Genomic DNA, 24,418 nt, shown 5'->3' on the forward strand with positions numbered 1-24,418 from the left:
AGCGGATTGAGAAAACTATCGGATTTTTTTATGCTCTATCCTTATAAATAATTACAATTATTTTAATATTTTTGCGTTTACATCCCAAAAATCTCAGATCACTGCCATGGAAGAGTCCAGCACCAGAAATAATGTTGATGTCTACACCAATATCATCAAAGCCGGAAAAAGGACATATTTTTTTGATGTTAAGCTGACCAAGTCAGGCGAGAAATACCTCACCATTACTGAGAGTAAGCGGCGGTATGACGAGGAGCAGGACAAGTTTATATATGAGAAACACAAGATCTTCCTTTACAGGGAGGATTTTGAAAATTTCATCCATGGACTTTCAGGCGCAGTTGCATTTATAGATGCTGACAACAAAGGGTTGGATGCAGAACTGTCAGCAGCCGGAGCAAGTAATTCATCAGACCTGAGTGCCGAAGATTTTGGCCTCTAGAAAACATGCCAGTGGCAGAGTAAACAGCCTGATTCCGGTATTTTGCAAGCACAAGTAAAATAATCCATCCAATGATCGGGATTGAGTCATGGCATCCGGTATGCCGCCGGAAAAATCTGAAGAACAATCCCTCATTCATCAATCATAACTTCTTGCTTTAAACTGCTGAAATTCTGCCGGACATCCTTATTGACGGTAATCAGACTACAGTTAAAGAATTGCGGGCCGGTTTACTATATTTATCAACACCCTGCCTGAACACTTCAGATATATGGAATAAAAAATTGTACCTTTGTGGGGCTTTCATCAAAGGCACAAATATTGAATTAAATACTTGATTACAAGAGATTTAACTAAAATGGGAAAGATAATCGCCGTTGCCAATCAAAAGGGAGGAGTCGGGAAAACAACTACTGCCATCAACCTGGGCGCAGCATTTGCCGTGCTTGAATACCGCACACTGATCATAGATGCTGATCCGCAGGCCAACTCCACTTCCGGTGTGGGATTTGACCCTAAAAATATCAAAACCAGCATCTATGAATGTCTTATGGATGAGGTAGAGCCTTTGAATATTATCCTTTCGACCAGTACGCCCAACCTCGACCTGCTTCCGGCACATATTGACCTGGTTGGCGCCGAAATCGAAATGATCAATCAGCCCAACCGCGAATTTATGATGCGCAAGGTGCTTCAGAAGGTGAGGGAAGCATATGATTTTATTGTAATCGATTGCTCCCCGTCGCTGGGACTTATCACGGTTAACTCGCTCGTTGCGGCGGATTCAGTTATTATACCCGTTCAATGTGAATATTTTGCGCTTGAAGGCCTCGGGAAACTGCTGAACACCATCAAGATTGTTCAGCAGCGCCTCAACAGGGGGCTTGATATTGAGGGGATACTGCTGACCATGTATGATTCAAGGCTCCGTCTCTCAAACCAGGTGGTTGATGAGGTAAAAGCCCACTTCCAGGATATGGTATTTGAAACGCTGATCAACCGGAATACAAAACTCGGTGAAGCCCCTAGTTTCGGAGAGACGATCATTATGCACGACATCAACAGCAGCGGAGCGATCAATTACCTGAACCTGGCGCGTGAAATACTCCAGAAAAACGAACTGACCCGGATCAAAACATCTGAAAAACAAATTGAACCTGAAAATGAATCCTAAAAAGAAAGCCCTTGGCCGGGGCCTGAGTGCCATACTTGAAAGCCCGGAAACCGACATCACTTCAAGTGACATTTCGGGCAATTTTGTCGCGGGGGCCATTGCCTCCCTCCCACTCAGCCAGATTGAAGCCAATCCCTTTCAGCCGCGTGAAGATTTTGACCAGGAAGCCCTGAACGAACTGGCAGCCTCCATCAAGGAACAGGGCATTATCCAACCCATCACCGTCAGAAAAATGGGATACGACAAGTATCAGCTGATTTCCGGAGAAAGACGGCTGAAAGCTTCCAAACTGGCCGGGCTGGACGAAATCCCCTGCTATATCCGTATCGCCAACGACCAGCAGATGCTCGAGATGGCCCTGGTGGAAAATATACAACGCGAAAGCCTTAACGCCCTTGAAATCGCCATCAGTTATCAGCGCCTGATCGAAGAGTGCGAACTTACCCAGGAAGAACTGAGCCAGCGTGTCGGCAAGAACCGGACAACTGTGACCAACTATATCCGGTTGCTCAAACTGCCGGCTGAACTGCAGGTGGCTATCCGGGACAATAAAATTTCGATGGGCCACGCCCGGGCTTTGATAAACATTGATGATGAGCAGACGCAGATAGCAATTCTGAAAAATATCATCACCAAAGACCTTTCCGTCAGGGAAGTCGAAGAGATTGTCCGCAACCTCAACAAACAACCGGCATCACGCAAGGAAGCGCCGGCAAGGGAATTGCCCCGTGAAATAGAAGCCATTCGTGAAAATATTGCAGGTAAACTTGACACGAAAGTCAATGTCACCCTCAACCAGAAAGGCAAAGGAAACATCGTAATCAGTTTCAATTCGCAAAAACAACTCGAACGAATACTTGCAGAGCTGCTTTCACGTTAATAATACACCAGGCAGGCCGGGTATGAATAAACCGTTCCATATAGTTAACTTCTGCAACATAAAAACAACCGCACTGACTGCGGTTTTCTTCGTTTTTATGACAGCCGCCGTCTGCCCGGCCGCCGCGCAGGAAGATGCCATGTACTTCCCGCCGAAGAAAACAACATACAACGACACGCTGGTCAGGCCCCTGCATTCCGCGCACAAAGCGACCATCTATTCACTGGCATTACCCGGCCTTGGCCAGGCATACAACAGGAAATACTGGAAAATCCCGCTTATCTACGCCGGCTTCGGCTATCTCGGATATTCGATTAAAATCAATAATGACGAGGTCAGGAAATTCACCGAAGCTTACCGCTATGTCTCCAATAAGGACACATATCCGATCGACAATGAATATGTCACACGGTATCCGAATACCGACGATCTCCTCCGGGGACGGGACTTTTACAGAAGGCGGGTAGAATTGAATATCATTTACAGCGCGGCCTGGTACATCCTGAATGTGATTGACGCCGCGGTGGATGCGCATTTTTTCGATTATGACATTTCCGACGACCTTACCCTCAGGGTTGAACCGGCGATTATCAGCCCATACAGTCCTGGCCTTCAGGGAGCCTCGGGCGTGAGACTCAGTATGAATTTCTGAATTAAAATCTGACGAAATTGAAGATAGCATTATCAGGATATGGCAAAATGGGCCATGAAGTAGAAAAAGTCGCGGTTGCAAGAGGTCACGAGATCCTTATTGCCATCGACACGCCTGATGCCTGGATTTCTGCCGTAAAGTTGCTGGAGTCCTGCGATGCCGTGATTGACTTCAGCACTCCGGCTGCCGCATCCATGGCTGTTAACCGCTGCTTCGACCTTGGCATTCCGGTAGTTTCGGGAACCACCGGCTGGAACGATGGGCTCTGCGCAGCCATTCAGCGCTGCCTGTCCGGTAATTATTCCTTTTTTCATGCACCGAATTTCAGCATAGGCGTCAATATCTTTTTTGAAATAAACAGGCAACTGGCCCAACTGATGAGTCCATACAGCACTTATCGTGCTGCCATTCATGAAATTCATCATATTTATAAAAAAGATGCTCCGAGTGGCACGGCCATTGCATTGGCTGACGGCATTATTGAAGCAAATCAGGCTTACCACCGGTGGGTCAGTGGCCCCGGCGCAAATCACGGTGAACTGGAAGTAAGCAGCGAGCGGACCGGCGAAATTCCGGGTACGCATATTGTCAGCTGGTCTTCGCTCACCGACGACATTGAAATAAAACATACCGCCCGCAACAGGGAGGGTTTTGCCCTGGGTGCCGTGCTTGCCGCCGAATGGTTACGCGGGCGTAAAGGGTTTTTCGGAATGGCGGATTTGCTTGGGAATAATCCTTAACTCAATAAAAAACCTTAATATTGCACCACACACTGTCCGTTAACGGCAGGTCATCAAGAAGAAATCTATGTCACCAACATTAATCCTGATCATTCTGATCATTTTCTTTCCGGTCTTATTATGGAAAACATTCGGGCACGCCGGGCATCCGGGATGGAAATCCGTTGTTCCCATATACAATTATTACATCTGGCTACAGATTATCAATAAACCGCTCTGGTGGTTTGTTTTCCTGGTTATGCCGTTCATCAACGCATTTATGGTAATGCTGATGGTGGTTGAAACCCTTAAATGTTACAAAATCCACAGTCTCGGTCAGCAGGCGCTGGCCGTTGTATTTCCGGTTGTTTATCTGCCCTGGCTGGGCCTGAAAAAGGAAAAAGACTATACCGTTCCGGCAAACCGGGTCAGGATTAAGAAGACCGCCCTCCGGGAATGGGTGGATGCCATTATCTTCGCAGTGATCGCGGCCTCCATTATCCGGATTTTCATGATTGAAGCCTATACAATTCCAACTTCTTCCATGGAAAAATCACTGCTGGTCGGAGATTTTCTTTTTGTCAGCAAACTGAGTTACGGCCCCAAAGTACCCAACACCCCCATTGCCTTCCCGTTTGTGCACCATACCCTCCCGCTTACGGAGAGCACCAAATCTTATGTGGAATGGATCAAACTGCCCTACTACCGGTTCCCCGGCCCTTCAAAAGTCAAAAACAACGATGTGGTGGTCTTCAATTATCCCGACGGCGATACGGTAGCCCTTAAAGTTCAGAACCAGAGCTATTACGCGCTGGTGCGTGATTACACCCGCAACAGGGTATGGACTGATAAGGCTAACTTTGGTGATATCGTTGCCCGCCCGGTAGATAAAAGGGAGAATTACATCAAGCGTTGCCTGGCGATCCCCGGGGATACCCTGCAGATCATCGACCAGGTTGTGCACATCAACGGTAAACCTGCAGATGTTCCGGAACTCGCGCAGTTTAAATATATTGTACGTACCGATGGCACCCGCATCAACCCTATGGCGCTTGACAAGCTTGACATTACCGAAGAAATCGGAATGGCAGGCCCTGAGGAATATTTAATTACGCTGACAAGTGCGGCAGCGGATAAACTCAAGGGCTTTATCAATGTGAAAGAGGTAAAAAAGATCATTCAGCCGGCCGGTTTCTGGCAACCTTACATTTTCCCGTTCGATTCAGCCTATCCCTGGAATGTTGACAACTTTGGCCCGCTGGTAATCCCGAAAGCAGGCGTCACCGTTGAAATCAACCACAGAAACATCGTATTGTACGAACGGATCATTAAAAATTACGAACTTAACGACCTTGAAATACAGGGCAATACCATCCTGATCAATGGCAAACCGGCCACATCCTACACCTTTAAGATGGATTACTACTGGATGATGGGCGACAACCGCCACAACTCGGCCGACTCCCGCTTCTGGGGCTTTGTGCCTCAGGACCATATCGTCGGGAAAGCGGTATTTGTTTGGCTTTCGCTCGACAACAGGAAACCCCTGTTCGGTGGAAAGATCAGGGTTAACAAACTTTTCAGAACCATTAACTAGTAAAACAAACTTTATACCGATGATAACTGCAGAAATTCACACCGCCAAAGGCCTGATGAAGGTTAAATTCTTCGAAGAAGACGCCCCCAATACCGTTGCAAACTTTGTAAATCTTTCAAAAAGCGGATTTTACAATGGACTGACTTTTCACAGGGTAATACCGGATTTCGTGATCCAGGGCGGATGCCCGAACGGCACAGGGTCGGGCGGACCCGGTTACACCATAAATTGTGAATTGGATGGCGACAACCAATACCACGACCGTGGTGTACTTTCCATGGCCCATGCCGGAAGAAACACCGGCGGTTCGCAGTTCTTTATCTGCCATAGCCGTCAAAACACCAGCCACCTCGACCGCAATCACACCTGTTTCGGAAAAGTGTACGAAGGTCTTGAAGTGATTGACCTGATCAGGGCCGGCGACAAAATCAACAAAATCGTTATCCTGGAGGAATAATAAAGCTCCGGGGTTTTCAGACATAATGTTAACCTTTCAAAATATTGCAAGCATGAACAGAAATATTTCAGCATTCCTCGCCATAACATTTGCCCTCACGACAGGCCTTTCAGCGGCGTTTGCCCAGAAACCCGGCAGCCCCTTCAAAGGCGTGATCAATTATAAAATTACCTATCCCGATTCAAAAATGGAAGCTTCGCAACAGGCGATGATGCCCCAGAGCATGAAGGTATTGATGAACGGGAACAAAGCCCGCATCGAAATGGCTATGTCAGGCATCAACCAGGTGATCATCATGGATGCTGATCAGCAATCGACAGTGATCCTTATCGATATGATGGGTCAGAAAGTAGCCATGAAGCCCAATAAGGGCGCCGACAGGCCTTCCGGGAAGGAGCCGGTGGTAACGGTAACATCAGAAACCAAAGAGATCGCCGGTTTTGACTGCAAGAAAGCCGAGATTCATTTCGGAGATGAAAAAAGCAAAGAAAGCCCGATGATCGTTTATTTTACGGAGAACATCGGCAACAACAAACTGTTCTATGATAACGAATACCGCACCTTGCCCGGCATTCCGATGGAATTCTATTACAAAATGCAGGGAATGAATATGTATATGACCGCGGTGAGTGTGGAAAAGGGAAAAGTATCCGGTAAAGATTTTGAAGTTCCTTCGGACTACAAAGAGATGACCCCCGATCAGCTCAGGCAGATGTTCGGAGGCAACTGATTACCGGGCACTGATAACGCAATTGTTTAAACCGGCCGACCCGGCTGTGACAGCGGATTATCCTGAGAGTACCATACAAATCAGGGATTTCGCTTCATCAGGTCTTCCGGTTTTTGTAAATTTGCCCACTTCACAAAACCAAAGACCCCCAAATGGCAAGAAAGGGAAATACCCTGAAAAAAAGCGCCCTCCGGAAGGACGAATTTAACGAGGACCAGCCTAAAAGCGGGAAGAAATCCGGGAAAAAGCCGGTATTACCTTCCTGGCTCACCGATGGTCGTGCCGTTAAGATAACGGGGGTTTTCTTCATTCTGCTTGCCCTTTACCTGCTTTTTGCATTTTCGTCATACCTCTTTCTTTATTTCAACTGGGGATCTGACGATCTGTTTACCACTTACTCTTTCCGCAGGGTACTTTTTGACACCACTATCGAGGCCGGTAACTGGGCAGGGAGACTCGGCGCTGCACTTTCGCTGCTGCTGATAAAAAAGGGATTCGGCATCGCCGCCTACCTGATTATTCTGATGTTGTTAGTTGCCGGGGTGCGCATGGCGGTGGGGGCAGCCATACTGCCTGCCGGTAAAACTTTCCGCAATTCATTGCTGGGGCTGTTATGGCTGCCGGTAGCGCTTGGCTTCCTGCTGCAACAATCTGCCTATGCCATACTCGGAGGAATTACCGGTTACCAAAGCGCCAGATGGCTCGAAGGCCTGCTCGGTAAACCCGGAACCGCGATCTTTCTGTTGTTTTCGCTGGTAGCCATCCTTGTATTTGCCTTTAATATGCCGCTTGAATTGCCCAAAAGGCCCGCCGGCAAAGATGAGGCGGAAGAATCTGAAGAGGCGGATGATAATTTACAGGTAAATCAGAAAACCGGTCAGAATCGCTTCAACACAGCGGTATTGCCTGAGGACAAATACAATACGGTTGAATTCGCCGTAAAGGATGAAGATTCCCATCCGGAAACAAAAAACGCCCCCTTTGCTTCCGTTCCTGAAGAGAACGGGTTTGAGCCGGTTGAGCCCAGGCCCGCTGAGCCCAAAGCGACCCCTGAAATTGAGCTGACCATCGAGAATATTGATACCCTGACTGAAAATCAGGAGATCAGGGAAACTCCGGACAGGTTTACCATTGATACAGAATTTGATCCGACCCTGGAGTTGCCGCATTATCAGTTTCCAACCCTTGAACTGCTGGATGATTACGGGAGCACGGCCAGCATCTCCGTTCAAAAAGAGGAGCTCGAAGCCAACAAGAACCGTATTGTAGAAACACTGGCGAATTACAGCATACAGATTGACAAAATAAAAGCCACCATCGGCCCTACCGTTACCCTGTATGAGATCATTCCTGCGCCTGGCGTAAGGATTTCGAAGATCAAGAACCTGGAGGACGACATCGCGCTGAGCCTGGCGGCCATGGGCATCCGGATTATCGCGCCGATTCCGGGAAAAGGTACCATAGGAATTGAAGTTCCGAACCTGAAGCCGGAAATTGTTTCGATGAAATCCATCATGGGAAATGAGCGCTTCCAGAATTCCAAATTTGAGCTTCCGTTCGGCATGGGCAAAACCATACAGAATGAGCCATATATTGCCGACCTTACGCGTATGCCCCATATTCTGATGGCAGGCGCTACCGGGCAGGGTAAATCCGTGGGACTGAACGCAATCATTGCTTCCATTCTCTACAAGAAGCATCCATCCCAGGTGAAATTTGTGATGATTGACCCCAAAAAGGTAGAGCTGACTTTGTTTTCTAAAATAGAACGGCATTTTCTGGCCAAACTTCCCGACTCGGAAGAGGCCATTATCACGGATACGCGAAAGGTAGTCAGGACACTTAATTCGCTCAATATCGAAATGGATAACCGTTATGACCTGCTGAAAGATGCACAGGTTCGTAACATCAAGGAATACAATGTTAAATTTGTTGACCGCCGGCTGAATCCCCTTCACGGACATCGCTTCCTGCCTTACATCATTGTGGTCATCGATGAATTTGCCGACCTGATTATGACCGCCGGCAAGGAAATAGAGACTCCGCTTACCCGGCTTGCCCAGCTTGCCCGCGCCATCGGCATTCACCTGGTAATCGCCACCCAGCGGCCATCGGTGAATATCATCACCGGAACCATCAAAGCCAACTTTCCGGCCCGCATCGCTTTCAGGGTGATCTCGAAAATTGATTCACGCACCATTCTCGACACGGGGGGCGCCGATCAGTTGGTTGGCCGGGGCGATATGCTGCTTTCCACAGGCAGCGACCTTATCCGGTTGCAATGCGCATTTGTGGATACCCCCGAAGTCGAACGCATTACCGAATTCATCGGCTCGCAACGGGCATATCCCGACGCTTACCACCTGCCTGAATATGCCGACGAACAGGATGAAAAAGAGGTGGAATTTGATCCGGCGCAGCGGGATGAGCTCTTCGAAGATGCCGCCAGGATTATCGTGCAAACCCAGCAGGGAAGCACTTCGCTGCTGCAACGAAAGCTAAAGCTCGGCTATAACCGGGCCGGCCGCATTATCGATCAGCTGGAGGCCGCCGGGATTGTAGGTCCTTTTGAAGGAAGCAAGGCCCGCGAAGTAAAAGTTGCCAATGAAATGGCTTTGGAACAATATTTGAAGGACCTCAGACCGGAAGCCAATCCAAACGACTATTAAAAGAAGTTAAAATGAAAAATGTTTTCTTAGCCTTACTCAGCCTGCTATTCGTATTGCCGGCATTTACTCAGACCGACAGGAAGGCCCGCACCATTCTCGACGAGGTTTCAGCCAAAACCAAGGCTTATAAAACCATCCGCATTGAATTTACCTATAAGATGGAGAACAAAGCCCAGAATATCAACGATAGCTTTAAAGGGGTACTGATCTCAAAAGGCGAATACTACAAACTGAGTTTCTCGGGACAGGAAATTTTCAGCAACGGCAAAACCGTTTGGACTTATCTGAAAGATGCCAATGAAGTGCAGATCAACAACGTAAGCAAGGAAGACGACAGTTTCACCCCGAACAATCTGCTCAGTTCGTATAATGAGAATTTCAAAGCCAGGCTGCTGGAAGAAAACAGCAAACAACAGGTCATCGAACTGATTCCCGTGCAGAAGAAAAACTTCAACAAAGTCAGGGTAACCATTGAACGTGCGCGGAAAATTGTGAGCAGTATCACCATTTTTGATAAAAACGGCAGCACTTATACTTACACGGTCAATAAGTTTGAAACGGATCTTCCTTTTACAGACAGCATGTTTGTTTTCAAAACCAGTGAACATCCGGGCGTTGAAGAGATTGACATGCGTTAGCCTTAAAGATCGCCTGATCTTCTTTTTTCAAACAATATCAGATAACCCGGGATAGTCTGTTCCGGGTTTACTTTTTGTATTATAAAGGATAATCTTCAGTAACATACTACAGGTTAAATCCTAGAGGATACTTTGTGGTAAATCCATAGAGGTTGGACGATAAACTGTTGATTCAGCCAGGTCCTGCAATAAAAAACCAGTTGTGCTGATTTTTTATTGAACATGTTGCCGGCCGGAGTGTTTAACTGCGAAAACAACTGTAAAGATGGACTCACTCTATACCTTCTCGCTTTACCTGCATTCATGGAACCGCTGGATTATCCTTATTGCCGGATTACTTTCAATTGCAATGGCCTTAAAAGGATTGCGTGAAAGGACCGCTTATTCGGGCACCAACAGAAATCTTTCCCTGCTGTTTATCAGCAGCCTGCATCTTCAACTTCTGCTGGGCCTTTTGCTCTATTTCATTCTGAGTCCATTCACCCTGCAGGCTATGAATGACTTCGGCGCCGCCATGAAAGACAGCACCCTTCGCTACTGGGCCGTGGAGCATTCATTGTTAAACATCATCGCAGTCATACTCGCCCAGGCAGGCAGCATTCTTATCAAAAGAACCGCAGATTCCCGGGTTAAACACCGGAAAACGCTGATCTGGTCAGGAATTGCCCTGCTTATTATTCTGCTTATGATACCGGCTGGAATTATGGGGCCCGAAAGACCGTGGTTCAGGTTTTGAAGCCGGCTTTACGGAATTGATCCTAATTATGAAATAAGCTTCTAATTCTGAATCAGCTTTTTCATTGAGCCTGCAAATTCGGTGGGCGTGGAACCTGTTTGCGCCTTAAATGCTGAAATAAATACCGATTTACTGTGAAATCCGGCCTTTTGCGCAAGCCCGAGGTAAGAATATGATTCCGCCTGGTTATCCACCAGCAGCTGAATAACCTTGTTCACCCTGTAACGGTTAAGCATCTGATTGAAGTTGCAGCCTTCAAACTCGTTGATCACCATCGAAAGGTAGCGGGTATTGGTATCCAGGTCCGAGGCCAGTTGCTTCAACGTTAGCTTGGGATTGGTATAGGCCTCACTTTCCTTCAGGTATCTCAGCAAATGTTCATAAAGGGCTTTTTTCTTACTGTCGCCAAACGGTATGCGGCCGTTCACCTGAGCGGAGGCATCCTCTGCTTCGCCATTCACGGGAACCGGTTGTCTGGCAACTACACTTTCTTTTGCAGGAATATCGCTTTTCTTCTCAGGAACAACAGCAGGTGATGAGGCAGGACGGCAACAGGCCGGGGCAGCAAGGCCCAGCCAGCCGGTGATGAAAGCCGCTGAAAACAGCAGCACCGGATAAACAAGCGGAAATACCTCCTGAGGAATCAGAAATGTCATCAACCAGTTATCGAGCACCAGCAGAAAAATAACAAACGACAGCAGCAGGTTTCTGATTTTGACCGGATGCCTGTCAGACTCCTGATAATACTTCTGTAACTTACCCGAGTAACGTGCATAACGTCTGAACATGCGCAGCGTATAAAATACTGTCTGCAACATCAGTACCAGATGACCCAGCAGGAAACGCAGGGTATAGCCAACCTGATTCCGGCCGATTATAACATCTGATTCCGGAAAAACTAACAGCAAGGGCGCAGAGGCAATAAACAAGACCGGCAGGATCAGGTGTTTGATAACCATTGAAAATTGCTGTGTGGTTCCGGTAATCAGGTCGCGCAGAAACAGGAAAAACAAGGGAATAAAGGCAAGTACCAGGGGGATTTTAAACGCTCCGCCGATTTCATTGTAAGGCGAAGGAGCGCAACAATATAAACCGTAAGAGGTAAAATAAAGGGCCGAAACCAATAAGAAGACAACCAGGTACAACCTTGCCTTGTCGCCCTGACGCATCGCCTTTTCAAACGCCAGCAATGCCAGCAATAGCAATGCGCTGGTGCCGATAATCAGAAAAGCATTGATAAAACCGTTCATAGATGGTAGATTCTCTGATGCTGAATGAAAAACCATTGCCGTCAGGTGAAACTTAAGACATGATCATTCATTGCTTCAATACTTTAAATCATTAATAGCTAAAAACCTGATATTGTAACTTTTGTTTGGTAATTGAAGCAATCCGCATCCCCACAACCGGAAGTCTCACCGGCCGCATATAAGTAAACAGCCAAAATCTAACCTCCTGAAGCAGGCGGCAAACCATGCAGTTCACCGGAAACTGTCCGGTCAAAGATCTATTTTTCATATCTGCGAATCAGCAGATTGCTTGGTATTCTTTGGAAAACGCGCCCGGATATTCAGTTCAGTATGGCGTGCGGGCAGAGTGAAACGAGTGAGTCAGGATTCAGTTATAAAGAATGCAATTGAATGACTGCTGAACCAAGCGATTAAATATTCGGATTTTAACATTATATCAACGGTAAAGTCCTGCTTGCAAAGGTTGAAATACCAGCGATATGAAAACAAAGGTACGAAATAATAAATCGGAAATCAAGGTACGGATTTATAAATTCAAACTTTAAATAGAAAAAATTCAATATTAAGGACTTATTCATCTGTAAATTTGTATTATCCTGATATATAAATATTTAAACCGACACTTTATCATTTATCCCGAAACAGAGTAAAATATTTTTACGATCAAAAAAAATATTACCAGCCTGAGTTGTGAGCAGACAGGAAAAGAAAGCACAAATAGCTGATTCGCATGCTGCTGATTTAATGATATTTAAAATATGATATATCCGTTTTCGTCTTGTCCCGGAGATTCCGCAGCAAAATCAGTGTAAAAAAATAATCTTCCGGGAATTCAGGTCTGCAGAAATATCTGAATGCATAACTAATTTTTTTTAAGAAGTTTTAAAATGTTGCTTCCCTGAGCTAAAATATCCTGAAGAACCTCCATTGTTTATGTATTCATGCAATGAAATCATCCTGATTTCCGGGATAAGCAGCAAGTCACAATTTCTTGAAATAATATGTATAACACAGTATATCTGCATGTTAAAAAGATGGAATTAATCTGGTTACCGGGAACCAAAAGATCTTCCTCATGGCTTAAAAAAGATTATCACTGTGAAAACCGGTAATGATTCCTTAAAAAATTACCGGAAAGTTTCAGGGATTTTCAAACTCCCCTCCCGAAAACAGCAGAATGGGTTTGAAATCATAAATCCGCAACTCTATGGCCGGATTTATAAATCTGAACCAATCCCGTTTGCATGCCGCTTTCCCGCGCTGTACTTTGGTTCTGCTATAAAAACGATCACCGTGCCGTCCGCGATCTCTCGTAACATCTTGAAATACAGCATTATTATCATTTCCCTATCATTTTAATCACGGCCGGTTTTTCTCCCATCCTCGCAGATTTTTGATGAATTCAGGTTATTTAATTGATTTTCAGTAGGATAATGCCAATAAACATAATTTATTAACCAAAAAACCGTGTTATGAGAAAACTTTTTACATTGCTAATTCTGCTGTTCCTATGGGCCGGAAGCTCTTGGGGGCAGGGGCAGGTGAATGCCTACACATTCGTGAGTTCATCTGGCACTTATACCGAAATTACCGGAGGAACCCAACTGGGCTCAGGTACAACTATGGATGATGTCAGCTACAATGCCAACAATATCGGATTTACATTTAACTTTAATGAAACTAATTTCACACAGTTCAGTGTAAATGCCAACGGCTTTCTTGCTTTTGGTGCAAGTGTCTCCAGCAGTTATGCGGCATTAAGCACCGGATCCTCCAACAATGTTATTGCCGCATTTAACGCAGACCTCCAGGGAAATACCGGAGCAACCCTGCGCTATGAGCTTTCCGGAACCACTCCAAACCAGGTGCTGACCATTCAATGGAAAGACTTCAGGCATTATGCTGCTGCATCCGAAAGCTACAACTTTCAGGTAAAACTTTATGAAACTACAAATGTAGTTGAGGTAATTTATGGAACCATAGTTAAGAACTCCACAGCCAGAACAAAGCAGGTAGGTTTAAGAGGATCCTCCAGTTCTGTGTTCAACAACAGGACGACAACTACAGATTGGGCGGCGACTACAGCAGGAGCATCCAATTCTGCAAACTGCACATTAACCAGCTCCATCTTTCCCGCAAGTGGTCTGACATTCACATGGACCCCACCGGCAATAGCCACCCCTCCCAACTGCGCAACCCTGGTCTCCCCTGCCGATGCAGCAACCAATGTACCTGTAAGTACCTCATTAAACTGGGCTTCCGGGGGCGGTGCGCCAACTGGGTACAATCTTTACTTTGGAGCCGACGAGTTGCCTGAAGATCCAATCGACCTTGGTCTCGTAACCACTTACGATCCTGCGGGAGATATGGATTACTCCACTACTTATTATTGGAAAGTTGTTCCCTATAACGCTTTTGGAGATGCTACCGGTTGTCCTACATGGACATTTACCACAGGACCCGACCCGACAGTCACTGTATTTCCATTTACCGAAGGGTTTGAAGGCGCGGCATTTCCGCCTTATGGATGGTCACAAATTACAGTTAGTGGTACTAGTCCCTGGATAATGTCCACAATAAACCCACATTCCGGATTACAATGTGCCAGGGCTCCATGGGCCTCCGCAGGTGGTGAGCATCTATTGATTACTCCACCCCTTGATTTGAATTCTGTCGATTATCGATTGAAATTCTGGTTAATTGGGAGTTCATTGGCCGGAACAGATCTGGAAGTTCAAATTGCTACGAGCAATTCATCTGCCTCCAATTTTTCGACAACTCTCGCAACATATATTGCAGGCACAAATATGCCAACAGTTTGGACAGAACAGATAATTGACTTGTCAGCCTACGAGGACATTCAATATATTGCATTCAGATTGATTGATGATGATGGATATGCTTTTTACATTGATGATGTCACCATTGAAGAAATTCCTGCAACACCCGTATTTTCAGTCAGCCCGTTAACCAAAGACTACGGATCAGTAGCTGTCGGTGGGTCATCATCACAGGTATTTACCATTTCCAATACAGGTGGTGGAACATTAGTTATTAACCCTGCCATTTCAGTTACAGGCACCGATGCTGACCAGTTTGTACTAACTGATGCCAATTCTTATCCGTTGAGTCTTACCGCTGGCCAGACAGCTACTGTCAGTGTTGCATTTACCCCAACTTCCGAAGGCGCAAAAAGTGCCAGCCTTGTTATTGTTGATAACCTGGGGTCGAAGGCTACCAACACTGTTCCACTTACAGGAACCGGCTTTGTTCCTCCTCCAGGCTCAACCTGCGATAATCCATATCCCACTACGCTTCCACTTGTAGATTTTTCCGGTAATACTTCAACCATGGGAGATGATTATTCAAGCACCTGGATTACTCCAAGTTCATTATATATGAATGGTGATGATATGGTGTTTGAATTTACCCTGACCGAAGCAGGATATCTTGACGGTTCAATGACAACCACGGACTCGTACCTCGGATTGTTTATCCTTGAAGATTGCCCTGATCCTGTATCGCCTGCAGCGGTTATAAGGTCAGCTACCTCCTCCGGGTCTTCTGTTTCGTTTGCAGATCAGCTAATGCAACCAGGTACATACTTTGCCATCGTTTCCAGCTGGCCAGATCCTCAGTCAATCGAATTCATCCTGAATCTGTCGTTTGAACCCTTACCCGACTGCCTTCCCCCGACCGGGCTCTCTGCATCAGTAACATCGACTTCAGCAAACCTTTCATGGACTGAAGCAGGTACAGCCACAGCATGGGAATATGTTTACGGAGAAGCGCCGCTGGCAGAGCCAACCGGTTCGGGCACAGCTACTACGTCCAACACTGACAACCCGATTACTTCCCTTGAACCTGGTACAAACTATCAGTTTTATGTAAGGGCAAATTGCGGTGATACATACAGTACATGGACCGGACCGGCATCATTCAGCACAACCCAAATTCCTGCCACTTTACCTCTTACAGAAGGCTTTGAAAGTGGATTCGGATCATGGGCAGTTGTTAATGGAACGCAGCCAAATACATGGTTTGCCGGCACTGCCGCTGTACCCCACTCCGGAACTAATTCCGCTTTTATAACCAATGACGGAGGCACTTCATATTCTTATACAATAGATGCAGCAAGTGTTGTGCATCTGTATAGGGACATTGCCTTTACAGGAGGTGAAGCTGCAGGTTATTCTCTGAAATTCTGGTATAAAGGATTGGCAGAATCCTGCTGTGACTATATGAAGGTATTTATTGTAGATCCATCTACTTTGCCTGTTGCAGGCACACAGCTGACTACTGGTCAAATCGGAGTCAATTATAATCAACAGGCAGATTATGTTGAAGTCACATTAGCAATACCTAACACTGTAGCAGGAACAAAACGTCTGGTATTCAGCTGGAGAAATGACGGTTCTATTGGTCCAAATCCGCCAGTCTCTCTGGATGATATAAGCCTGCAGGTCATAACAACGGGAGCAGTCAGAGGCGAGGTAACCGATTGTTATACAGGCGCTTTACTGGAAGGTGTTACCGTATCAATTGCCGGTTCCACAACAACGACCGATGCCAACGGTTATTATGAGTTCCCCGCAATTGCAACAGGCACCTATGACCTGACAGCCAGTCTGTCTGGTTACTTTAACAAAACCATTACCGGTGTAGTTGTTTCAGAAGGTGCAACAACCACCCAGGATCTCTGCCTGAATATTTATGTTGACCCGCCGCTGAACCTCCAGGCAAGTGTTGAGAATCAGGATGTGCATCTAACATGGAATGCACCGGGTGTTGTTCCGGAAAGTTTCACCGATGGCTTTGAAAGCTATACAGATTTCTCGCTTAGCTTTCCCCCATGGTTAAATACTGATATTGACCTTTCATCAACCTATTCTATCAGTGGCGTAACCTTTACAAATCAAGGTTACACAGGCGCATTTATCACATTTAATCCCGGCACTACTGTGCCTGCGCTGACTGATGCCGCCTGGCTGGCACATAGCGGCAGTAAATATGCCGCATGTTTCGCTGCTATTACTTTTCCAAATAACGATTGGTTGATCAGTCCTCAGGTTGCTGTAGTAACCGGATCTCAGCTTAAATTCTGGGCGAAAAGTGTTACTGATGCATACGGGCTTGAGCGCTTCAGGGTAGGAATTTCCACTACTGGCACCGCAACGACTGATTTTACAATTATCAGCGCAGAACCATACATAGAAGCACCTTTAGATTGGACAGAATACACCTTTGATCTTTCGGCTTATGTAGGGCAAAATATCTATGTAGCCATTAATTGTGTTTCAAGTGATGCATTTGTCCTGATGATTGATGACTTCAGTATAGGTGTACCAGGCAAGAATGCTGAGCCAATTATTGCCAATCGTCCATCTGACCGGCAATTAGTGAACCTACAGCCACCTACACGGAGTATTGTTAAGGGCTCCAATATAATTTCTGAAAAAGCCAATGTTGCTTTAATTGATAATGCAACAGAAAACAACCGTGCACCAATGGCTACTTTAACCGGTTACAATATCTATAAAGATGAAGCATTTCTTGCTTATACCACATTAACAGAGTATGATGACCTTAACCTCCCGGCCGGCACATACAGCTATACTGTTACGGCTGTTTACACGGAAAGTGAATCAGAACCTGCAGGCCCTGTAACTGTTGAAATCATTACATGTAATGTTCCGATCAATGTTCAGGTAGCCGATATTACTCCGACATCCGCCACCATTTCATGGACAGCACCCGATCCTGCCCCTGCCAACGGCTATGAATATGAAGTCAGAACCGACGGAGATCCGGGCAGCGGGGCAACCGGACTGGCAGCTTTTGGAACTACGGCTGCAGGGGTGACCACCGCCGATATCACCGGGCTGGATGATGGAACCGCTTATATGGTTTATGTACGTTCAGTATGCGGGACAGATAATTACAGCAATTGGACAGGCGGAGTGGAGTTCGCCACCTCCTGCTTTGCACTGAATCTTCCATTCGCTGAAGACTTTGAAGAAACTTCAGCCAATTTAAATTGCTGGGTTATATACAACATTGACCTTGCCGGTACTTCGTGGGGACTTTCATCCTCTTACAACCATACAGAGGGTGGAACCCTGTCAGCAGCTCATGTTTATGGTCCTTCATCCAATACGGAGGATGGTTACCTTGTCAGCCCCGGATTGATTATCCCGGCTTCAGGATACATCGAACTCAGCTTCTGGTCATACAACGTATACCCAGGCGATTATGTTAAAAACAGTGTATTGATTTCTGCAGGCTCACCTGATCCTACTGATGGTGATTATGTTGAAATCTGGTCACCTGCTTCCGTAACTGCCAGTTGGGAACAGACACTGCTGGACCTCAGCGCCTATCACGGACAAACCATTTACATCGCATTCCGTTATGAAGGCAGTTTTGCGCACACCTGGCATCTTGACGATGTAAGTGTTTCCATCCAGACGCCTCCGATTAAAACCCTCAATCTTAAAGCTTACATTGAAGGTTTCTGGAACGGCGTTTCAGCCATGAACCAGGCTCAGGATGTGGATCAGGATGAGAATATCTTCAACAAGTTCAGCGGAACCACGGTGGATACCCTCAGTGTTTACCTGGCCGAAGCCGATGCCCCCTGGGCATATCTCTTTGCCGCACATGAAGTCAACATCAACACCGACGGCTCCATGATTGTATCGGTTCCTGCAGCCTTCTCGGGCAGCTATTATATTGTAATTGACCACCACAGCAGTGTAGAAACCTGGAGTGCCCTGCCCGTTGATTTCAGCGGCACCACCATCGATTACGACTTTACCACTGCTGCCGGACAGGCTTACGGATCCAACCAGAAATCAATGGGTACGGTGTGGGCGCTCTATTCAGGCGATGTAGGCAATGATGAATACATTGAATTCCTTGATGTGGTTCCTGTTTACAACCTGAGTGTTGCCGGCTTCTTCGGATATTCACTCTTCGACCTTGACGGCAGCGGCTACATTGAATTCCTTGACTATATCATTGCATACAACAACAGTGTAAACGGTGTAGGCATGAACACGCCGCCCAACCCGGCCAAACGGCCCGGTTTGTTAAAGTTGAAACTGACTGATTAATATCATCGGACACACAGCGCCGGAACAAATTCCGGCACTGTGTGTTCCTTTTTGAGGATCACACAAAACCTTGCATATAAAATCAGAGATATGAAAGAGCAATTTATAAGAAGTATGAAAATAATGCTGACGGGTATCATCCTGATATCAGCCGGCACACTCCATGCGCAGTTACCTGCATACACGGCCTTTCTGAAAAACGACCTGATGACTGCAAATGATACTTATGAGTTTGACCTCTACCTGACCCGCACCGGCACCATACCGCTGGAACTGGCCAATTTTCAGGCGGCCATCCTGGTTGATCCGGCGTTTGTAAACGGGGGGACCATTACACCCGCGATTATAGGGGGCGGCTCAGAATTAAACACATTGCAGCAACCGGCCTCCATTGGTTTTTCTGCAAGTGAGTCGTGTATAAAAATTGCTCCGGAAATTCCTCCAAGGACCCTTTTTCCCGAAACCCAGACCTCCTCAACCGACGGAACCATTATTTCGACTGAAGGAACCAGGGTTTGCCGGATCAGGTTATCCAATACCGTGCCTTTTGGCAATACTCAGATCAATCCCATCTGGAATTTCACCATCCAGCCCTACCGTACAGCGGTAACCGCTTATACAGGCCCTGAAGATCAGCGTATTAACACATTTATCACGTTGGCCGAATCTCACAGTAAAACCCTTAATCTTACCTTACTTACCGAGGGGCTTTACAATCCGACAACCGGTCTGCTGAACAAAACACAGGATGTTGATGATGATTACAATAGCTGGGATAATTTCCCGGGATTGGTAGCAGATACGCTCTCCATACTGCTGGCGCAGACAAGTTCACCCTGGAATATCCTTTGGGCTGTTCACGGCGTGAGCCTCAATCAGACCGGCCATTGCAGGATTCCGGTGCCCGGGAATATGAACGGCACCTATTACATAGTTGCAAAACACCGCAACAGCGTTGAAACCTGGTCAAAGGCCGGCGGCGAATCTTTTGCTTCGGGCATTACCTCATTCGACCTGAGCAGTGCTTCTTCACAGGCATTCGGGCAGAACCTGAAACCGGTGACGGGCGGCAAATATGTAATTTTTTCGGGTGATGTAAGTTCTTCGACCCCATCAGTTCAGGACGGCTATATTGATTTCTTCGACCTGACACAGATATACAACCTCAATGTTAACAGTGCTTACGGATATCAGGCATCTGACCTTACCGGAGAGGGCTTTGTAGATATTGTCGACCTGATCATGGTTTACAACAACAATATTAACGGTGTAGGCATGAACACGCCGCCCAACCCGGCCAAAAGGCCCGGAACCTCAAACGTACAGCTCACTGAGTAACAGCAGGGCATTAACATATTTTCAACAATAATCCCAAGTCAATTTAAAACCAAACATTATGAAAAAATCAAAACTCTTCCTAAGCATGAAAGTGCTTCTGACCTTGTTGGCTCTTTTTGCCTTGGCCGGGGCACAGGCTCAGCCTGTTGCTTCCTCCGAGGTGATTCTTGCCAATGATGAGATAATCAGCCCCAATGTGATTGAATTTGACCTGTATGTCAAGTCAACCAACAATGTCGATTTTCCTGACGGCTTCCCCTATGGCGGGGGGCAGTACAGGATTAACTTCAACCCGGCCATCCGCAACGGGGCCAATACCCAGATCTTTTTCGAAATGATCCCGGGCACTACCGGGTTAACGAACACGGCACAGGCTCCGCCTTCTGTTACCAATCCCTCTCTGGCCCAGAGTTTTGTCAGGCTTACCGGGCCTTTACCGGTGGCCTACGGCGCAGCTTCAATTATTTCACCAACCGGTAACGGTACCAGGATCATCAGGTTAAGGATGACCAGCAGGGATAACACAAACCAGACTCCGGTTCCATTTACTCCAGGTATCGCACCATCCCTTGTCCTTTCAACCTCGGCTCCCGGGGCTACAACAACCTCCTATGTTATTCCCGCGGGAACCGTATTGTTCTGCAGCCCACAGGTATTGACTACCTTACTGAACAATCTCCCGCCCAACCCGGCAGGAAGCCCGCCCCTGGCCTTTAACGTGACAGGCGGAGGCTCATACTGCCAGGGCCTCGCAGGATTACCTGTCGGACTGGAAGATTCAGAACTTGAGGTCAATTATGAACTGCTGCTTGGCGGAGCCCCCATGGTTCCTCCCGTTATTGTTGGTGGAACCGGTGAGGCCATCACTTTTGGCGATCAGCTGGCAGGAGTCTATACGGTCACCGGAACCAATGCTTTCGGATCAACACCGATGACCGGTGAGGCAGTCATTACTGAAATGCCGCTGGTAACGTCTACCGTAGCGATTGCTGCAGATCCGGCCGGACCTGTCTGCCAAGGAACTACGGTAACCTTTACCGCAACCCCGGTGAACGGCGGCGACCAGCCGGCCTATGAGTGGTTTGTTGGCGGCGTTTCCCAGGGCATCGATTTTTCAGGTTCATTCTCCTATGTCCCTGTTGACGGAGATGCCGTTTATGTTGTAATGATCCCCGACATCCTGTGCTCGGCAGGAAATGCCACTTCTAATACCATAGATATGGTGGTTGAAGAACCGCTCCCGGTCAGCGTAAGCATTGAAGCCGACGATACCGAGGTATGCGCAGGCACCAGCGTTACATTCACCGCCACACCGATGAACGGGGGAACCCCTGACTACCAGTGGTACCTGAATGGCAACACGGTCGGCAACAACAGCGCCATCTATAGTGTCATTCCGGAAAACGGAGACCAGGTCTACGTAGTGATGAACTCAAGCCTGGGATGCACCACCGGCAACCCCGCCACTTCTAATACCATAGCAATAACTGTCAATCCGCTGCTGACACCATCAGTAAGCATTGTAGCTGATCCCGCCGGCGCCGTTACAACAGGAACAACCGTAACATTTACAGCTACTCCTGTATACGGAGGTGTACCCACCTATGAATGGTTTGTTAACGGAAGCTCTGTAGCCACAGGAAATCCCTATGCTTACATTCCGCTAAATGGCGATGAGGTATATGTTATAATGACCAGCACTGAAGCATGCGTCACCACAGCTACTGCCGTTTCTGATATTATCACCATGGTGGTTGAAGACGTGATACTGCCTCCTGTTGCCTTTGAAATGACAGGCGGAGGCTCATACTGTGAAGGAGAGGATGGCGTTGTGGTCGGACTATCGGGATCTGAGATCGGGGTAACTTACACCCTCTATCAGGATGCCGTAGCAGTGGCTTCGACACCCGGGACAGGCGCTGCCCTTGACTTTGGGCTCAGACTCGAAGGCGTTTATACCGCCAGCGGAACCAATTCGGGAGGGACTACAGATATGACCGGAAGCGCCATTGTGATCGAAAATGCACTGCCGGATGTTACCTGTCCCACCGATATGGATGTTTGTATCAATGCAGGCGGTCAGACGCTTGCCGGCGGCAGCCCCACAGGCGGGGTGTATTCAGGCACAGGTGTAACTGACGGTATTTTCTATCCCGCAGTTGCAGGTGTTGGAGCACATACCATAACCTATACCTATGAAGATATGGAAACCGGATGCTCCGATTTCTGCACCTTTACAATTACCGTTCTTGACATACCTGCCGCTGCCGGACTTATTGCTGGCCCGGCCACGGTTACCGAAGGAGATATGGGCGTAGCCTATAATGTCGGCGTGATAGCCAATGCCACTTCTTATGTCTGGGTTTACTCAGGAACCGGAGTTACCATCTTCGGAACCGGCAACATGATTACCCTCGACTTTGCCATCGGGGCAAGCAGCGGAGTATTATCCGTTTACGGTGTAAACAGCTGCGGAATGGGTGTTGAATCATTCTTTGACATTACCGTTGAACCCCAGGTTATCTCCTGCACGGAAACTACCTGGACCGGACTTATTGATGAAGGCTGGTTTAATATCGGCAACTGGGATCCCTGCGTACCAACCGCAGAAACGGATGTAACCATCCCCGGCGGGGTACCCAATTTCCCGACACTTACCGTACCTGCCGAATGCGCCAGCATCCTGATTCTTGACGGTGGTTCATTTATTGGTGCCGAGAACCTGACTGTGGCCGAAGCCGAAGTACAGCGCTATTTTGCCAACTCCGACTTCCACTTCCTGTCATCGCCGGTCACCAACATTAACTTTGGCACCGTATTCCCGCTGAACCAGGATGCCGTATGGGCACGCGAATATGACGAGCCTTCAGGCGACTGGGTCAATCTGTTTGTGTATGACTTTATGGAAGTGGGTCTTGGTTATTCCATCGAAATGACCGAGCCTCAGATGGCCCTCTTCCCGGGCGTATTCAACAGCGCTGATGTTACCAAAACCCTTTCGTACCAGAATATGGGCGGTGATCCCGACCGTGTTGGCTGGAACCTGCTGGGCAACCCCTTCCAGAGCGCTATCTCCTGGAATGCCATGGTGGGTATTATGCCGACAGCCGTAGCAGAAGCTGCCGTTTACGTATGGGACGGCGTACAGTATGTTTCATGGAACGGATATACCGGTGCACTTACCGACGGAATCATTCCGGCCCAGAATGGATTCTTTGTCAAGGCAATGGCTGACCAGGAGATATTCAATATTCCTCTGACAGCCCGTGTTCACAGCAACATTCCGTTCTACAAGAGCAACCTTGCAAACCTGCTCAAACTGAGTGCTAACGGAAACAACTTCTCTGATGCGGCCTTTATCCGGTTCAACGAAGCTGCCACCCCCTTGTTCGATGGTCAGCACGATGCTTATAAACTGTGGGGACTCAGCAATGCACCCCAGCTTTACAGCATTGTTCCCGGCGATGTATTGAGCATCAACGAACTGCCCTTCGAAGGTAATGAGGTGGTCAACCTCGGATTTAAGTGCGGCATTGGCGGAACATACAGCATTACTGCTTCCGGCATGGAAAGTTTCAGCGCTAACACCCCCGTTATGCTCGAAGACCTGAAACTCAATACCATCCAGGATCTGCGCCAGAACCCGGTTTACAATTTCACTTACAATACCAGTGACAATGAAAACCGCTTCAGGGTGCACTTCAAGGCTGCTACCGGAATCAACGATCCTTCATTGGGCGGAATCTCCGTTTACAGCTATAACCATACCGTGGTGATTACCAATACCACCGGCCTTGCAGGAGATGTCCGCATCTATGACCTGGCCGGACGCGAACTGATCAACACCAACATGGGAAGCCAGATGACCACCCGCATTCCTATGCAGGCTGTTATCGGCACCTACATCGTGAAGGTGATTACCGAAAAAGGCACTGTCAACCATAAAGTGTTTATCCGCTAACCAATTTTAACCAAGCTCCCCGGCCTGGCCGGGGAGCAAATATTAACCACTAAAATCTGC

The 24,418-nt window shown here is 47.4% G+C and carries 15 protein-coding genes; 14 read left to right on the forward strand and 1 reads right to left on the reverse strand.

Going from position 1 to position 24,418, the window contains the following annotated elements; genetic code table 11:
* Positions 1-106: 106 nt before the first annotated feature.
* The 11 genes from TBC1_RS04300 (at position 107) to TBC1_RS04350 (ending at position 10,694) form a co-directional block, all read left to right on the forward strand.
* Complete coding sequence (locus tag TBC1_RS04300) at positions 107-442, forward strand: DUF3276 family protein (protein ID WP_062038989.1); 336 nt, start codon at positions 107-109, stop codon at positions 440-442.
* 358 nt (positions 443-800) lie between these two features.
* Positions 801-1,616, forward strand: coding sequence for a ParA family protein (locus TBC1_RS04305; RefSeq protein WP_062038992.1), 816 nt, complete (start codon positions 801-803; stop codon positions 1,614-1,616).
* Positions 1,606-2,496: a ParB/RepB/Spo0J family partition protein gene (locus TBC1_RS04310; protein ID WP_062038995.1), complete on the forward strand. Its 891-nt coding sequence runs from the start codon at positions 1,606-1,608 to the stop codon at positions 2,494-2,496. Before TBC1_RS04305 ends, TBC1_RS04310 begins: the two co-directional genes overlap by 11 nt.
* 22 nt (positions 2,497-2,518) lie before the next feature.
* Positions 2,519-3,148 carry a DUF5683 domain-containing protein gene (locus tag TBC1_RS04315; RefSeq protein WP_062038998.1) on the forward strand — a complete coding sequence of 210 codons (630 nt, stop codon included), beginning with the start codon at positions 2,519-2,521 and terminating at the stop codon, positions 3,146-3,148.
* A gap of 17 nt (positions 3,149-3,165) precedes the next feature.
* On the forward strand, positions 3,166-3,888 hold the full coding sequence (dapB, locus tag TBC1_RS04320) for a 4-hydroxy-tetrahydrodipicolinate reductase (protein ID WP_062039001.1): 723 nt from the start codon (positions 3,166-3,168) through the stop codon (positions 3,886-3,888).
* 67 nt (positions 3,889-3,955) lie between these two features.
* Positions 3,956-5,464 carry a signal peptidase I gene (gene lepB / locus TBC1_RS04325; protein ID WP_172668822.1) on the forward strand — a complete coding sequence of 503 codons (1,509 nt, stop codon included), beginning with the start codon at positions 3,956-3,958 and terminating at the stop codon, positions 5,462-5,464.
* Positions 5,465-5,483: 19 nt separating this feature from the next.
* Positions 5,484-5,921, forward strand: a complete 438-nt coding sequence (locus tag TBC1_RS04330; RefSeq protein ID WP_062039004.1) for a peptidylprolyl isomerase — start codon at positions 5,484-5,486, stop codon at positions 5,919-5,921.
* A gap of 52 nt (positions 5,922-5,973) precedes the next feature.
* Positions 5,974-6,651, forward strand: a complete 678-nt coding sequence (locus tag TBC1_RS04335) for a DUF4412 domain-containing protein (RefSeq protein WP_062039007.1) — start codon at positions 5,974-5,976, stop codon at positions 6,649-6,651.
* A 152-nt stretch (positions 6,652-6,803) separates the two neighbouring features.
* On the forward strand, positions 6,804-9,320 hold the full coding sequence (locus TBC1_RS04340) for an FtsK/SpoIIIE family DNA translocase (RefSeq protein ID WP_062039010.1): 2,517 nt from the start codon (positions 6,804-6,806) through the stop codon (positions 9,318-9,320).
* An 11-nt stretch (positions 9,321-9,331) separates the two neighbouring features.
* Positions 9,332-9,958 carry a LolA family protein gene (locus TBC1_RS04345; RefSeq protein ID WP_062039013.1) on the forward strand — a complete coding sequence of 209 codons (627 nt, stop codon included), beginning with the start codon at positions 9,332-9,334 and terminating at the stop codon, positions 9,956-9,958.
* A gap of 265 nt (positions 9,959-10,223) precedes the next feature.
* Positions 10,224-10,694, forward strand: coding sequence for a hypothetical protein (locus TBC1_RS04350; protein WP_062039016.1), 471 nt, complete (start codon positions 10,224-10,226; stop codon positions 10,692-10,694).
* Positions 10,695-10,735: 41 nt separating this feature from the next.
* Here the strand turns inward: TBC1_RS04350 and TBC1_RS04355 are convergent, their stop codons facing one another.
* Positions 10,736-11,944, reverse strand: a complete 1,209-nt coding sequence (locus tag TBC1_RS04355) for a helix-turn-helix domain-containing protein (RefSeq protein ID WP_062039019.1) — start codon at positions 11,942-11,944, stop codon at positions 10,736-10,738.
* A 1,472-nt stretch (positions 11,945-13,416) separates the two neighbouring features.
* On the opposite strand from TBC1_RS04355, the gene TBC1_RS04360 reads away from it, so the two are divergent.
* The 3 genes from TBC1_RS04360 to TBC1_RS04370 all read left to right on the forward strand — a co-directional run bounded on the left by TBC1_RS04360 (position 13,417) and on the right by TBC1_RS04370 (position 24,358).
* Positions 13,417-19,059 carry a choice-of-anchor J domain-containing protein gene (locus tag TBC1_RS04360; protein ID WP_062039022.1) on the forward strand — a complete coding sequence of 1,881 codons (5,643 nt, stop codon included), beginning with the start codon at positions 13,417-13,419 and terminating at the stop codon, positions 19,057-19,059.
* 90 nt (positions 19,060-19,149) lie between these two features.
* Positions 19,150-20,397, forward strand: coding sequence for a hypothetical protein (locus TBC1_RS04365; protein ID WP_137305431.1), 1,248 nt, complete (start codon positions 19,150-19,152; stop codon positions 20,395-20,397).
* A 58-nt stretch (positions 20,398-20,455) separates the two neighbouring features.
* The gene (locus TBC1_RS04370) at positions 20,456-24,358 is read left to right on the forward strand and encodes a T9SS type A sorting domain-containing protein (protein ID WP_062039028.1); all 3,903 of its coding nucleotides are present in this window, start codon (positions 20,456-20,458) and stop codon (positions 24,356-24,358) included.
* Positions 24,359-24,418 lie beyond the last annotated feature (60 nt).

Source organism: Lentimicrobium saccharophilum, from assembly GCF_001192835.1.
Taxonomy (GTDB): domain Bacteria; phylum Bacteroidota; class Bacteroidia; order Bacteroidales; family Lentimicrobiaceae; genus Lentimicrobium; species Lentimicrobium saccharophilum.

Excerpts from the sequence above, each read along its gene's own strand:
- TBC1_RS04360 (WP_062039022.1), top strand. The coding sequence starts at position 13,417 with ATGAGAAAACTTTTTACATTGCTAATTCTGCTGTTCCTATGGGCCGGA.
- TBC1_RS04335 (WP_062039007.1), top strand. The coding sequence starts at position 5,974 with ATGAACAGAAATATTTCAGCATTCCTCGCCATAACATTTGCCCTCACG.
- TBC1_RS04330 (WP_062039004.1), top strand. The coding sequence starts at position 5,484 with ATGATAACTGCAGAAATTCACACCGCCAAAGGCCTGATGAAGGTTAAA.
- TBC1_RS04370 (WP_062039028.1), top strand. The coding sequence starts at position 20,456 with ATGAAAAAATCAAAACTCTTCCTAAGCATGAAAGTGCTTCTGACCTTG.
- TBC1_RS04345 (WP_062039013.1), top strand. The coding sequence starts at position 9,332 with ATGAAAAATGTTTTCTTAGCCTTACTCAGCCTGCTATTCGTATTGCCG.
- TBC1_RS04365 (WP_137305431.1), top strand. The coding sequence starts at position 19,150 with ATGAAAGAGCAATTTATAAGAAGTATGAAAATAATGCTGACGGGTATC.
- TBC1_RS04305 (WP_062038992.1), top strand. The coding sequence starts at position 801 with ATGGGAAAGATAATCGCCGTTGCCAATCAAAAGGGAGGAGTCGGGAAA.
- lepB (WP_172668822.1), top strand. The coding sequence starts at position 3,956 with ATGTCACCAACATTAATCCTGATCATTCTGATCATTTTCTTTCCGGTC.
- TBC1_RS04310 (WP_062038995.1), top strand. The coding sequence starts at position 1,606 with ATGAATCCTAAAAAGAAAGCCCTTGGCCGGGGCCTGAGTGCCATACTT.
- TBC1_RS04300 (WP_062038989.1), top strand. The coding sequence starts at position 107 with ATGGAAGAGTCCAGCACCAGAAATAATGTTGATGTCTACACCAATATC.
- TBC1_RS04355 (WP_062039019.1), bottom strand. The coding sequence starts at position 11,944 with ATGAACGGTTTTATCAATGCTTTTCTGATTATCGGCACCAGCGCATTG.
- TBC1_RS04340 (WP_062039010.1), top strand. The coding sequence starts at position 6,804 with ATGGCAAGAAAGGGAAATACCCTGAAAAAAAGCGCCCTCCGGAAGGAC.
- TBC1_RS04315 (WP_062038998.1), top strand. The coding sequence starts at position 2,519 with ATGAATAAACCGTTCCATATAGTTAACTTCTGCAACATAAAAACAACC.
- TBC1_RS04350 (WP_062039016.1), top strand. The coding sequence starts at position 10,224 with ATGGACTCACTCTATACCTTCTCGCTTTACCTGCATTCATGGAACCGC.